The organism is Candidatus Dependentiae bacterium, assembly GCA_026389015.1.
GTDB lineage: Bacteria > Babelota > Babeliae > Babelales > Vermiphilaceae > JAPLIR01.
Map to the genome: position 1 here is coordinate 41,467 of JAPLIR010000011.1, position 14,713 is coordinate 56,179.

Consider the following 14,713-nt stretch of genomic DNA (forward strand, 5'->3'; position numbering starts at 1 on the left):
ATAACGGAGGCTCCCATGAAGTTATTAAAAAACCTTTATTTTATACTAGCACTCTGCACCTCTATGCCCGCGCTCACTGCATCTGATAAAATTTTGATTGTCACTCAGGCTTTCAATCGTCCCGACTTTATAAAGCTACAACATAAAACGTTTAGAGCATTCCTTAACGATGATTATGAATTTGTTGTCTTCAATGATGCTAACAACGTATCGATGCAGAATGAAATTCAAACCACATGCCAAGAATGTAATATTCGCTGTATCAACATTCCCCAAGCAATGCACTATCAAAGAGATAATCCCTGCGCACGCTCTGCTGATGCCGTTCAATATTCGCTGAATAACCTAGGCTTCAATCATGATGGCATTGTATTTGTTATAGATTCGGACATGTTTTTGATAAAGCCATTCAGCATCACAGAATTCCTCCAAGATAATCAATGCGATCTATATGGATGCCTTCAACAACGCGAACACGTGACCTATATCTGGAATGGCTTAGTATTCATGAATATGCGCACACTACCAAACAAAAAAAGCATAAATTTTGATTATGGTAAAGTCGAAGGTCAAGCTACCGATGTTGGCGGACACTTGCATTATTATTTAAAAAATAACCCTTCATTACGCGTTAAGCTTTATTCAAATACGCACTTATATGAATTACCCAATGATGAATCAAAACTCAGACGCTTGGGATACGATTCACTAACGATACATTTAGTATCAAAGATATACAGCGGCTCATTTGATATGGAATTACACGCGCAAGACCATTTCCTTCACTACCGAGCTGGTGGCAACTGGAATCGTAAGTCTCCAACCTACCACAGTGACAAAACAGCCCTACTACACGAATTTATTGATGCAGCGCTTATAGAATATAGTGAAAATAAATAATTTAAATTTAAAGGTAAAAATGAAAAAAATCTTATTATTGATAGCCCTCAGTTGTAACAGTTATACACAAAACACTTTTGAATGTGTGTCATATAAAACCCATGGCCATCTAGATACCATCTTCCTTCAAAACATGGTCAACACATTCAACGTTGATAATTTTTTTGAAACAGGAACTTTCGACGCCGGTACCACTATTAATGCAGTACCGTACTTTAAAACAATCGTCACCGTAGAACTTCACGATAGTCTTTTTGCAGGTTCAAAAGCAAAACTCGCTCCTTACAAAAATGTAATACCATTTCATGGACACTCTCCTGAGGCCATCAGAATATTCGCTCCACAATTACAAGGCACCATCTTGTTTTGGCTCGATGCCCACTATAGCGGTGAGGGCACTGCATTAAGCTTTAGCAATCACGAAGCTCCCGATGCTGTAACACCTATACGAGGCGAATTAGCTGCCATTAAAGCGGCAAATCTCAACGATTGTGTCATCTTAATAGACGACATTCGAGGCTTTGGCATTGAAGTTGCTGGTGTTGAATATTTAGGGTGTTGGGCATATCCGAGTGTGCAAGAATTAAAACGCGATTTACTTGCGATTAATCCTAACTTTACCGTCATGTTGTTGGGCGACATGCTCCTCGCCTATGACCAATCCAAACATCAACCACTGTTTTCTGACACAGTACAAGCCTGCACTAAGACGCGATTGTATGATGGGTACAATCTCAGCAATGAAGAACTGCTCGCAGCAGAAGAAGTTATTCAGCATGCGCCTGAAAAAGAAAAATCGTGCCTAAAAAATCTCTATAAACTTATGACTCATCACAAAGACCCCATGTTTTGGCATGATTTGTGGTATGGCCTTGTTGAACTCGGCGATGGCAATTATGCTCATGCCCACAGTGCATTTTCTAAAGTTGCCCTACGAACCCAGACCTTTAACAAAAACAGACAGTACAACCTAAAAACCATTGCCTATAATCACCGACGCATTGATACGTACCTCAATGCTTGTAAATAATGCATGTGCGTGATGATTGCTAATTTTCATTAACATTGCAAAGTTAAAAAAAAATTTCTAGAATGGGGCATCAATTTTTATTGAAATAATATTTTAAAAATGAGTAATGAGTAAGGGAGATCACCCTAATGAAGCCTATAAAATATATCCTGTTATCGTTATCAACAATTCTATTAACCAACCTAACTTTTAGTAATAACCCAACCCTTCCTGAACCGTATAAATCCATTAATGTTCTTGCCCCTGATTATTTTGAATGGTGGTTTCCATTAGCTAATAGAAAGATGCTTCAGCATTTTATCACCACCATGAAGCCAACTGTAGTGGTTGAAATTGGTTCTTGGCTTGGCGCATCTGCTATTTTTATGGCTGGGCTACTTCCTGACGAAAGCAAGTTATACGCAATTGATCATTGGCAAGGGTCTAGAGAACATTTTGATGGAAACTATAATCGATTACTAGTCAAACTGTACCACCAATTTTTATCAAATGTGATACATAGCAATGTTGCACATAAAATAGTCCCGGTAAAGACAAGTTCTCTTGATGCAGCAACATTACTCGATATTAACCCCGACCTTATTTACATTGATGGCTCCCATGACCCGGTAGACGTATACAACGACATTATGGCTTGGTATCCAAAACTCGCAGTTGGCGGGATTATGTGCGGAGACGATTATGGCTGGGGGAATGAACAAGTTGGCTATGTAAACAGTGGCGTTGACAAAGCTGCTGCTGAGCTGGGCGTTTCTGTATCGGTCATTGACGATGTATTCTGGTATTTTCCACCTAAAGTTTAATTATTCAATCATTAAGAATGAAACGGCAAAAACAATGGTCATTTTTTTATTATTTTTATTAGCAGTACCCCATGTTATTGGCGCCAACAATGAGCTTAAAACCTCTATTATTATTCCTTGTAGTTCAAGACATGCAGTGCATCTTTATGATTTACTCAAACTCTATGAAGCGCAAACAGTCTTGCCCGATGAAGTTGTCATTTCATTGTCTGATGTTCATTTAGTTGAACGCCATATCATTGACAAACTATGCCAACAACCATGGCGTTTTTGTGTGCAGCTACTCATCACGCCAGAAACGTTATTTGCAGGCCCCAATAGAAATAGAGCCTGTGAATATGCCACAGGGGATATATTAATTTGTCAGGATGCTGACGATTTGCCTCATCCGCAACGTGTGGAAATTATCACCTATTTTTTCAAAAAATATAATGTTGACCATCTCATGCATGGATTTTCATTTACAGAAAATATGGAAACTATGCTGCAGCGTTATCAAGACTTATCACACATTCCATTCGTTACATGGCAACCATTTGAAGACCTCTTTGAGAGGTTTGTCTTTCATAATGGCAACATTGCTATAAAAAAAAATATATGGGAAAAAATCAAATGGTCTTCTCTCCAAATAGGAGAAGATGCTGAATTTAATCGAGAAGTGTATGAATATACGACACGATGCATAGCTCTGGAAATACCATTATTGGTATACCGCATAGCTTTATCTGCAACAGTTATAAGATAAACTAAGAATATCTTGTAAAATACCTTCATTATTTTTATAATGCAGAGTCATTTATAAAAACTTCGTAGGAGAACAAGGGCATGAAGCGATTATTATTATCATACTTATTATTATCAACAATAACTGTTCATGCATTGGAAATTGAACCAGGTATTTTTATTCCTCCTCATATTTATGTGCATGCAGAGCAACCTCTTGATAATGCCAAAAGATATGCGAGTCTACCCTATATTACTGGCGACACTTTTCGCAGTATGGCACAATTTTTTGTTGATGAACTACGACTACCCATCAACCCTCTCGATATTAACAACGGCGACATTGTTTTTGTTAAAACAGACTTACTAGATTATTTTTTCACCGAACTTCATCCACATATTAAAAGTGATTACATCATTATTTCTCATAACAGCGATGATTCAGCGCCAGGCAATTACGCTCATATGCTTGACGACAATAAAATAATAGCCTGGTTTGGTCAAAACCCCGACACTGTAGATCATCCTAAATTCTTTCCTATTCCCATTGGCCTTGCAAATCCACATTGGCCAACCGGCAACACAACAGTGTTTGATCTGCTCATTCCACACGCTAAGAACATAGAAAAAAACACACTTTTGTATCTTAATATTTTACCAACGCACCCTGAACGCCAAGGAGTTGCGCAACTATTTTCCGACAAATCTTTTTGCTACAAAGCCTCTCGCAAAGCACTGCACGATTATGTATTGGAATTAGCTCAATCAAATTTTATACTCAGCCCTCGTGGCAACGGCCTCGATTGCCATAGAACATGGGAAGCTTTATTAATGGGTAGCTATCCCGTAGTGAGAACCTCTCCACTTGATAGTATCTATCAAGATCTTCCGGTTGTTATTGTCAATGACTGGCAAGAGGTTACCCAAGAATTTCTTAATCAGAAATACGAAGAAATGAGACTTAAAACATATAACAATGAAAAAATTTATTTTGCCTATTGGTTCAATAAAATCAAAGAGTGCCAGGATAATTACCTAAAAAAAGCAAAAGCTTCTCATCTGCCAAAAAACTTTAATCCTGATTTTCACCAAGCGATGAAATCAAAAACCTATGATGTTGCATTTGCTCATAATGACCCCTTCTGGAAAAACGCAAAAACTCTCTACGATAACTATATAGCCAATTTCAATCTAAGCGGGCAACCACGTATTCCCAAAATTATTCATCAAATTTGGGTTGGTAGCCCATTGCCAGAAAAATACAAATCCCTTATCGAAACTTGGAAAAAGAACCATCCAGACTGGGTACATATTTTATGGACCGATAAAGCATTAGACGCCTTAGGCCTCATCAACAAAAAACAATACGATGCAGCAACCAATATGGGCGAAAAATCAGACATAGCCAGATATGAATTACTCTATCGTTTTGGTGGACTTTATGTTGATACGGATTTTGAATGCTTAAAATCTTTTGATGTATTCAATCATAGTTGTAGCTTTTATACTGGCCTAGCCCCTGATAAAGAATTGGTAGTCTATGTAGCCCTCATTGGCGCAACTCCCGGACATCCCATATTAAAAAAATGCGTCGAACGCATAAGCACTATAAGGTCAAATTGCACCCATCCGGATGATATATTACAAAATACAGGGCCTTATTTCTTGACGCGCTGCATAGCAGAATGTCTTGATGTAACTGCACATGACACCGTACTATTTCCTATTTCTTATTTTTATCCTTGGCCAAACTATAGCAGTCAACAAAAATCAAGACCTGAAATTGAAAGTTGGATCAAACCTGAATCATATGGCATTCACCATTGGCACGTCTCGTGGGCGAAATGGTAACATTGTATTGCAATCATTATCTTAACTTAATTATAAAGGAAACTATGAAGCTACTTACTCTATTATTATCATGCACATTACTACTCTCATGCAGCACTCAAACATTTACCGCTGTTGCTAATACATCATTCCAATGGTTTACTATGCAACAAGAATATACAAAATTGACCAATGCACTTAATAGTCGCTCCAAAGATATAGAACAAACGTACTACCATCCTCATTGGGCACAAGCAAAAGAAAGTATACGGAAATTTTTATTGGGATCAGTAAATAATCAATTTAGTAAAAATTATGATTTATCGAATAATATGATTCGCCAAGGATTTAACCAAACACAAGCATACGAAGTTTCTTTTTTAAAGCATTGCATCAGCGAACGTACCAGAACATTGCTCAATAGTTATAAAGATATTGATTTTATAGGGACCTCTTTTGAATGTAATGATTTCAATTGCTCAACAAGTACTTTAGGGCATTTATTTTATGTCGCCAAAGTACTTGAAAAATGTCCAGCTGAAGACATCTCAACCATTGTGGAGATTGGTGGTGGCTACGGTAACTTAGCTCGTATTTTTAAAAGTATTATACCTCAAGCTACTATAATCATGGTTGATTTGCCTGAATTAATAGCATTACAAGCATTTTTCTTACGCTCTACATTACCAACAGTCAAAGTATTACTGCATACTCAAGCACCCGCGCACTATGAAGTTGGTGCAATCCATCTATTGCCAGTTCATGAAATCAAAAATATTACTGTCGATTCCGATGTATTTGTTTCAACCTTCGCTTTATCCGAATCAACCGAAGCACTACAAGAAATTGTTGCTGAGAAAAAATTCTTCGATGCCAATGTTTGTTATATTTCTGGACAACTACAAGGCTGGGGTAAACATAATTTTATTAATCAGTCACTAGTTCATAATGCCATGAGAGAATCGTATGACAAAGTTGATTGCCAACCATTCCATTTATTTACCAATGGTTTTGAAGCTTATGAGATCATAGGAACTAATAATTAATTATACTTGCTCAAACAAATAAAAGTATGATTATCTTTAACAATAAATAAGGAGATCATGAAATACATTAACTCCACGCTGTTTATAATCTTAAGCATTATAAGCTACTCAACAATCGATAGTAGCTCAGCAACACTCGACAATGGTTTAAATCCCTCTAAAAATACTTTATATTTGATGAATCCTAAAGATATCAATTGGTCATTGAAACCAGATTTTTTACAAAAACTAATCAACTGCTTCAATGTCGATGTTTTTATTGAAAGTGGCACATATGCAGGAGGCACAACCTCTAATGCATTACCTTATTTCAAAGAAATACATACCATTGAACTTGCGCCAGCATTATATGCCAACGCTGTTAAAAAATTTGAAAATACTCCCAATGCACATGTCTATGAAGGAGATTCTTCAGATGTATTACAGAAAATTCTTCCTACTATTCAAGGAAAAATACTATTTTGGCTTGACGGACATTTTAGTGAAGGAGTTACTGCCAAAGGTAAAACAAATACCCCAATCCTTGATGAACTCAAGGCGATTAAAAATAGTAACATAAAAAATGCTATTATTTTAATAGATGACATACGATGCTTTAAGCCCTTTGGATATACACCTCATAAAGACTCATTAAAAGATTATCCCTCAATCAAAGATCTTTATAAAGCAGTTTTGGATATTAATAATGATTATAACTTTGTAATATTTGGAGATATAGCTATTGCCCATTCTAAACAAGAATCGGTTATTAGTTCCCCGATAATTCAAGCATGCACCATAAGTCGCCTTTATGAAAACGATACCGATTCATTGCAACAAGTTCTTGAAGCTGAAGCTATTATTGCTCACGCATGCGGAGAAGAAGAAAAAGCATTACACGATCTATTTTATGCACAATTAGCTTTTGACTCATATAACTTAATAACTCACTATCGACTTTGGCACAGTTTACTATTAAAAGATTCTCAACACGCCGAACAAGAATTAATGAAAATTTTTGAACTTTTTCCACATGATAAACGCATACAGTGCCATATACAAAAACAAAAAAATAATAACCACCCAGCACAATTACATAGCCTTAATATATTTCAAAATACACCCGATTTTGATACCGTTGGCTATGATAACTGCACCATGGAATCAAATGGAGAACTCCCTATTATTGAATCAATGATAAAAAATGGCGATATAGTATTTGATGTGGGTGCCAACAAAGGTGAATGGAGCCAGCATGTACTTGCCTCAAAATCTAATATACGACTCTATGCATTTGAGCCAATTCCTACAATCTTCAATCAGCTTCAAAAAAATATCGCTCATGATTTTGTTGCTACGCATAATTTCGCCATCTCAAACAAAAATGGCGAAGAAATTTTTTTTTATTATAACAAAAACTCTCTTTCATCAGAATTAAGTTCTTTTTATGAACGACCAGTCGTTAATAGAATATTTAATGCCCGGCCAATTCCTATAAGAGTCAAAACTAAAACATTAGACTCCTTTTGCCAAGAACAAAGCATTGAACAGATTGATTTTTTAAAAATAGACACTGAGGGCTCAGAGCTTAATGTTCTAAAAGGATCTTCTTTAATGCTAAAAAAAGGAGCTATAAAAACCATACAATTTGAGTATGGTGGAGCTTATCTCGAAGCCAAAGCCACCTTAAAAGAGATGTTCGATCAATTAATCGCCTGCCATTATATAATTTTTAGAATTATTCCCAACGGACTAATAGCAACTGCTGAATGGTCTATAGCCTTAGAAAATTATCGTTATTCTAATTATTTAGCTGTTTATCAAAAAAACAATTAACAGTCCACTGAGCTGACAAAGTGAACTCTGCATCAATTAAAACCCATTAAATCCAAACTCTTGACCGCCGAGCACATAAAATAACATAGTGATGCTAGAGCGATATCAAAATTAATAATTTCAGGGGTTGTACATAACAATGAAGTTTTTTCAACATAAATTTCATATCACACAGTTCATAATATTACTCTTCATACAAAGCATCGAGGGAACTTCTGATGAACATTGGAAATATGGAAATATATATGCCATAGGCGACAGCAATGCAGCCTTTTGTTTTACAAATACAGAAATTGAACCACGAATGATTGATTCCAGCATCACACTTTATGAACAATCCATGCTCACCTATGCAGTCAATGCCCACACCACTCTCACTATCCCTTGCACTATGCATTGGATACAAGGGCGCACTATGCACAGAATTGGAAGGGACGGCATTGCTGACTTCAATATTAAATCATTTGGGGTTCAAGAAAACGATATAGCTATATTTCTTTTTGGCACCATAGATGTATACGGACATATTTTCAGAAACAATAATAATGATGATGATACTATCACCAAACAAATGACACATCGCGATCTTGATGAAATAATAGATACATTAACAAGCAAATACCTACAAACAATTACCGAAAACAGAAAGAATTATGATAAATTAACCGTTGTAATATTTGCTTGCCTTCCACCACTCAAACATCCCTTTTATGAAAAAAACTTTTTAGAAGTGTTTCCCAATCAACAATTTCTACCAACCCAAGTAAATATCATTAAAAAACTTAACGAGCGCTTAAGCTATTACAGCACACAAAACAATTTTTTATTATTAAACGTTAATGATTTATATCAAGATCAAGATGGACAATTACTGCTCAATCTATCAGATGGCACACACCATATTCACCCGAAACACACTCAACCTCTAAAAAACCGATTAATTTCTATGCTTATTGAGCACTCTAATTCATTCGTTCAATAAGCAATAAATCACCTCACTAAGTCTTTATGTTCAATCCCCATCCAAAAAACCAAACTCTTGACCCTAGGACACATAAAGTATCATAGTGTCTATTAGGGGATACTATTTTAAAGTACTTATTTGGGGGAAGTCATGAACAAGAAATCACTCTATATATTCAATTTTTTAGCCACACTCAGCATGTGTTGCTATGCCAGTGAGCCAAGCAATGCGGAGCTCTTTGAAGGCAAAAACATTTTGATACTTGGCGGCACGGGATATTTGGGTCGAGCAATTGCTGAAGAAGTTCTCAAATATAACCCAAAAAGCATTACCATATTTAGCCGATGCGAAGTAAAGCACTTTAACCTTTCAAAAACTCTTGATACATCAAAACTAAAAAGTACGCTTGGCGATATCAGAGACTACGACGCAGTCAACAGCGCAGCACGAGGCATGGATGTTGTCTTTCATGCAGCAGCACTCAAAAGAATGGACCTCCTAGAAAGTAATGTTCAAGAAGCTATAAAAACAGATATTGTAGCGTCAATCAATGTATTTAATGCCTGCGTAAACAATGATGTAAAAAAAGTAATTTTTATTTCTACCGACAAAGCATGCTTACCCATCAATGCCTACGGTGGTTGCAAATTTGTGAGCGAAAAAATATTTACCAACTACGACCCAACAAACATTCAAACAAAATTTGTTGTTGCTCGATTTGGCAATATCCTGCAAAGTACCGGGTCCGTCATTCCAATTTTTACTGACAAAATTAAAAATGGTGAAGATATTACCCTCACTGATAAAGATATGACACGGTTCATTGTTGATAAATCTGAAGCCGTTGAACTCATTTTTAATGCCCTACGCTACGGTGCAGGTGGCGAAATATTTGTAAAACGCCTTGCCGCTTTACGCGTCGTAGACCTTATTGATGTTTTAAAAGAAAATTTTAACGCCACTAACGTTGTCAGAACAATAGGCCTCAGACCCGGCGAAAAAATGCACGAAACGCTCATTAACTCATCGGAAATGTCTCGAGCGATTGAATACAACAACTTATTTATAGTAAAGCCTTCGATTCCAGGTGTTTTCACCTACACCGAGCAAACGATGCCGTTGTACATGAAGCTGGGCAAACGAGTTAATCAAGCGCTTATGCAAGAATATAGCTCTGACCAAGCGGTGATCTCCAAGCAAGAGCTTACCGATCTTTTTAAACGCTTGAATTTATTATAGGTTGTTTCATCCATAAAAAGGAAGTTCGATGAAAAAAATATTCCTAGCGCTATGCATTATAGCTTGTCACGCCATGCACGCCCAAGAAGCAAAGACCATCTTAATCTTTGGTGGCAAGACAGGTTACATAGGCCAAAAGCTCGTCAAAATTTTCAATGATATTGGACATAATACTCTCTGCGCTACTGCACGACTCGAAAACAGAGAAGAAGTTGTTAATGAGATCCTTGCAACAAAACCAGACCAGATTGTGAACGCCGCGGGTATTACCGGCAGACCTAACATCGATTGGTGCGAAGACCACAAACAAGAAACCATTCGAGCAAATGTACTTGGCGCTCTCAACCTTGCCGACATTGCCTACCTACACAATATTCACTGTACCTATATTGGCACCGGGTGTATTTATGAATATGACGAAAAACATCCCATGGGAAGTGGTATAGGATTTACCGAAGAAGAAACTCCTAATTTTGATGGATCTTTTTATTCCATCGGAAAAATAGCACTCGAAAAGTTTATTGCCTATTACCCGAATATTTTAAGTTTAAGAATCAAAATGCCCATATCGCTAGAATTAGATAAAGGGTTTGTTGGTAAAATAACTAAGTATAAAAAATTGGTGAATATTCCTAATTCACTCTCTAATTTAGAAGACTTACTACCCATCGTAGCAGACATGATTGTGCAACAATTTAAGGGCCTTTTTAATGTGGTTAATCCCGGAACAGCATCTCATAATGAAGTGTTAGATTTGTATAAAAAGTATATAGATCCAAGCTTTACTTACGAAAACTTTTCATTAGAAGAACAAGCTAAAATACTCAAAGCTCGCCGAGCAAATGCTGAGCTTAGTGCAGCGAAATTATTGCACTATTATCCTCATGTTCCGCACATTAAAGATTCGTTAGCGAAATTGTTTCAATCCATTGTACAGGAGATCATATGAAAATTAATATTTTAGCGCTAGTAGCTTTCTGTATTGCAAGCGCAAGTCATGTAAATTCTTTAGCACAGGTTCGCTTAGTGTTAAGCGCCGCTTTAAGCAATAATTATTATGAATTTAGAAAAGGACAATATATAGAAACCTTCGGCATCCTTGCCAATTTGGGCTATCAAAACCCTTACGTCATAGAAGCAATTAAAAAAGAAGGCCCTACATTCCTTGATGAATATACAACGAACGCTTTTTACTCATCAGCTAATATTCCAGGCCTCAGAAATTATGGTATTAATGAAGCAAGAACCATGCTTGATGGACTAACTCATTTTAACTTTGATGACGAGGATATGATTATAAAATTGACCGGACGTTACCAACCGACATCAGATAGTTTCTTAAAACTAGTTGAGCAAAACCCTGATGTTGATGCATTCGTAAAAGTCGATCAATGGGGTAATGTGTTTACCCTAGGTTTTGCTATGCGTTGTAAAAACATGAAAGAAATGTATAGCTCAATGGATTATAGTGCCATGGAACACCATATGATTAATGTTGAAACTGAAGTTGGCAACTATGTTAGAAGAAAACAAACAGAAGGCACCTTAAAAATTATGTACGTTAACAAATTAGACCTCAAGGCAAATCTCTATGGAAGCAGTTCAGGCATTAATCACAACGAATTTGCAAGTTGGTAAGATTATCATTGACTGTATATTTAAACGAGGATGCGAGATATGAACCAAAACTTTAAGTTAATAATTGCAAGCAGTTTTTTCTTTATACACGTTATAGCCAATAGTAATGATCCTATGAACAGTTCATATCTCCTCAATGCTCTTGCTCAATTAGAACAAGGACAAAATATCATTTTTACAAAATATGGTGATGGTGAATATAATTGCATGATAGGTATAAAGGGCGAAAATTGTGATTTCGATAAATACCATGCGTGGCTAGGAGCAGCCCTAAAGAAAGCTCTTATAAGCCTGTCCAAAAAAAACAATACTTATATAGGCAGGTGGTGGCATCCATCCGTACCTAATTTTTGTAATAAATTAGCAGCTCAACACAACACAACCATTCCCTGGGCATGGTACCATTTGTTTATGAATGACGATGAATTTTTACAATTCGATTATATGTATAAGTTTGTACGTTTCATAGTAAAAACCGACAGAAAGAAAATCTTACTTTGTAATGGTTCAAACAGCAGATTAAAAGACTTTTTTAAAGCTGATGTCTATATTGAACTACCATCACAAAATTGGTCATTTCAGTATAATCAATGGAAAAATACTCTTGAGCCGCACTTAGAGCAAAATGCAATTGTTTTAATCGGTGGAGGACTATGTAGCAAAGTTTTAATCGATGATATTACCAATAATTACAACCTCACCTGTATTGACATAGGTTCCTCATTTGATTTACTGGGTAGAAAAAAAAATACACGCGGATGGAAACATACCTATGAAGATGAAATAAGATATTACAAAGATTTTATACCTTCCTCATGGTTGTAACTTCAGTATAATTTAAACTGGTCGAACACACATAATAAGTTCGACCAGTGCCTCTTTGATTGGCGTATTCTGGTGTTGATTCACATGGACAATGCCATCGCTTAGAGACTCATTTAAGGCACCATTTTCAAGAGCATACATCGAATAAATATCAAGAAAATAGATTCCATGCAACTGAGAGTAGGACTTTAAACGCTCATTTACAGCTCTCGTTATAGCAACTCTATCCTGCAGAGATCCATATATTGGATATTCATAACTAAAACCTTTATCACAAGGCGGCAAGACTGAAACAATAACACACGTCACATTCGTATAATTATTCTTGTTCGCTTGAATGGTTCCAATATATGCAGAGACCAAAGAATCTATTATTTCTTCGGTACTTCTGCCTTGTTTATCCCGCTGTCTACCAATATGATAACGCACGTCGATCTCTCCAAAGGTAAAAACTGCAACATCATTCTCGCAGACCCCTAAAGCTCTTATATCTAATCCCCGCAATCCATCTCTGCCAACACGAAACATGGTCCTACTGACAAAAGAGTTGATATGAAATGGCATGCGATAGGTAAAACTATCCTTTGAATATTCAAAAACAAAATTTACATTGGTGGGACACGCCGGAACGGTATTATTAAAACAAAAACATGCGTGGCTATCACCAATAATATACATATCAAAACCATATAAACCATGAGAAATGAGGCCCAATAGCATTATTAATAAAATACGTAACATATTTTTACCTCTCCATCCTGACGCTATAGAAAAACTCTTGCTATTGAACAGCTTATTACCATACATTCTACCTTAGATTATATAGATCATTCGATACAAGAAAACGGGAAACAAAATGTTAAAAAATAGCTATAGACTAACATTATTGGTTTTATTTTTTTTCATTTCATTTGGCATGTTAGCTGACATTAAAACCGGTCAAAATGGGAAAACTGACTTAATTATCTTTTCTTATAATCGTCCCTTACAGCTCCATGCTCTACTGGAATCATTAACAATATTTGTATCTAATCTCAATGAAATATATGTCCTCTATCGCGTAAACAACGAACAATTTGACCATGCTTACGAAGAAATAAAAGCTATTTTTCCACGCATTAACTTTGTTAAGCAAGGCAATAACCCTCGCAATGATTTTAAACCATTACTGTTGCAATGTTTTTTTGCCTCGCCTGCAGCCTATATTCTCTTTGCAGTGGACGATGATATTGTTAAAGATTATGTAGATATGAGGACATGTACAGAAGCACTAGAAGCAACAAACGCATATTGTTTCTTTTTGAGACTCGGCAAAAATATTGTAAAACAATATGGTCAAAATATTTCATTAACATTACCTCCTTGCGTCGAAGTAAAAAAAAATATTTTTAACTATTACATCAAAAATGGCATCGGTGATTGGCGCTACCCCAATAATGTCGATATGACCGTATATAAAAAAAGCACCGTAGCGCCATTCTTTCAGAATGCTAACTACCATTCTCCCAACACCTTAGAAGCAATGTGGGCAGCTCAACAAAATTTAAACACTTATGGATTATTTTTTGAAACTTCAAAAATGTTTGCTCTACCAATAAATATTATTCAAGAAGATTGGTACACGACTCATGAAAACAGCTTCACTGCCCAAGAATTACTACACCTATGGCAAGACGGCTATGCCATGAATCTCGCGCCATTCCATAACCTTAATAATCCATGCGCATTTGTAGCCATCCCGCCAACATTTATCAAAAGATAAAAATACGTAAAAAAAGGCCCGCTGAGCACATACATTTTGCTCAGCGGGCCTTTTCAATTCAACAAAATTAGAACGATATATCAATGTTTTCTAAACACCATAATCCAAGACTTTTATCATCATATATTCCACCCTGCT

General features: G+C 36.2%; 14 protein-coding genes. 13 read left to right on the top strand and 1 reads right to left on the bottom strand.

Annotated elements, in window-relative coordinates; all coding sequences use genetic code 11:
• Positions 1–15 precede the first annotated feature (15 nt).
• From NTX86_01185 to NTX86_01240, 12 genes are all read left to right on the top strand, one after another.
• Entirely contained in the window at positions 16–900 is an 885-nt protein-coding gene (locus NTX86_01185) for a hypothetical protein (GenBank protein MCX5921923.1), read from the top strand.
• 19 nt (positions 901–919) lie between these two features.
• On the top strand, positions 920–1,930 hold the full coding sequence (locus NTX86_01190; GenBank protein ID MCX5921924.1) for a hypothetical protein: 1,011 nt from the start codon (positions 920–922) through the stop codon (positions 1,928–1,930).
• Positions 1,931–2,058: 128 nt separating this feature from the next.
• The gene (locus NTX86_01195; protein ID MCX5921925.1) at positions 2,059–2,733 is read left to right on the top strand and encodes a class I SAM-dependent methyltransferase; all 675 of its coding nucleotides are present in this window, start codon (positions 2,059–2,061) and stop codon (positions 2,731–2,733) included.
• Between the two features lie 34 nt (positions 2,734–2,767).
• Positions 2,768–3,478, top strand: coding sequence for a glycosyltransferase (locus tag NTX86_01200; protein MCX5921926.1), 711 nt, complete (start codon positions 2,768–2,770; stop codon positions 3,476–3,478).
• 80 nt (positions 3,479–3,558) lie between these two features.
• Positions 3,559–5,307 (top strand): glycosyltransferase, encoded by a 1,749-nt coding sequence (locus NTX86_01205; protein ID MCX5921927.1) that lies wholly within the window; start codon positions 3,559–3,561, stop codon positions 5,305–5,307.
• 44 nt (positions 5,308–5,351) lie between these two features.
• The gene (locus tag NTX86_01210) at positions 5,352–6,332 is read left to right on the top strand and encodes a putative sugar O-methyltransferase (protein MCX5921928.1); all 981 of its coding nucleotides are present in this window, start codon (positions 5,352–5,354) and stop codon (positions 6,330–6,332) included.
• 57 nt (positions 6,333–6,389) lie between these two features.
• A complete protein-coding gene (locus NTX86_01215; GenBank protein MCX5921929.1) occupies positions 6,390–8,147 on the top strand; it encodes an FkbM family methyltransferase in 1,758 nt (585 codons plus the stop codon).
• A 139-nt stretch (positions 8,148–8,286) separates the two neighbouring features.
• Positions 8,287–9,129, top strand: a complete 843-nt coding sequence (locus NTX86_01220) for a hypothetical protein (GenBank protein ID MCX5921930.1) — start codon at positions 8,287–8,289, stop codon at positions 9,127–9,129.
• A 132-nt stretch (positions 9,130–9,261) separates the two neighbouring features.
• A complete protein-coding gene (locus tag NTX86_01225; GenBank protein ID MCX5921931.1) occupies positions 9,262–10,350 on the top strand; it encodes a polysaccharide biosynthesis protein in 1,089 nt (362 codons plus the stop codon).
• 28 nt (positions 10,351–10,378) lie between these two features.
• Entirely contained in the window at positions 10,379–11,299 is a 921-nt protein-coding gene (locus NTX86_01230; protein ID MCX5921932.1) for an NAD-dependent epimerase/dehydratase family protein, read from the top strand.
• Positions 11,296–11,988, top strand: coding sequence for a hypothetical protein (locus NTX86_01235; GenBank protein MCX5921933.1), 693 nt, complete (start codon positions 11,296–11,298; stop codon positions 11,986–11,988). The genes NTX86_01230 and NTX86_01235 overlap by 4 nt, the downstream gene beginning before the upstream one ends.
• 39 nt (positions 11,989–12,027) lie before the next feature.
• Entirely contained in the window at positions 12,028–12,813 is a 786-nt protein-coding gene (locus NTX86_01240) for a hypothetical protein (protein MCX5921934.1), read from the top strand.
• Positions 12,814–12,825: 12 nt separating this feature from the next.
• Here NTX86_01240 and NTX86_01245 read toward each other — a convergent pair whose 3' ends face one another.
• Positions 12,826–13,554, bottom strand: a complete 729-nt coding sequence (locus tag NTX86_01245) for an SGNH/GDSL hydrolase family protein (protein ID MCX5921935.1) — start codon at positions 13,552–13,554, stop codon at positions 12,826–12,828.
• A 115-nt stretch (positions 13,555–13,669) separates the two neighbouring features.
• Between NTX86_01245 and NTX86_01250 the strand changes: the two genes are divergently transcribed.
• Positions 13,670–14,575, top strand: a complete 906-nt coding sequence (locus tag NTX86_01250; protein MCX5921936.1) for a hypothetical protein — start codon at positions 13,670–13,672, stop codon at positions 14,573–14,575.
• Positions 14,576–14,713 lie beyond the last annotated feature (138 nt).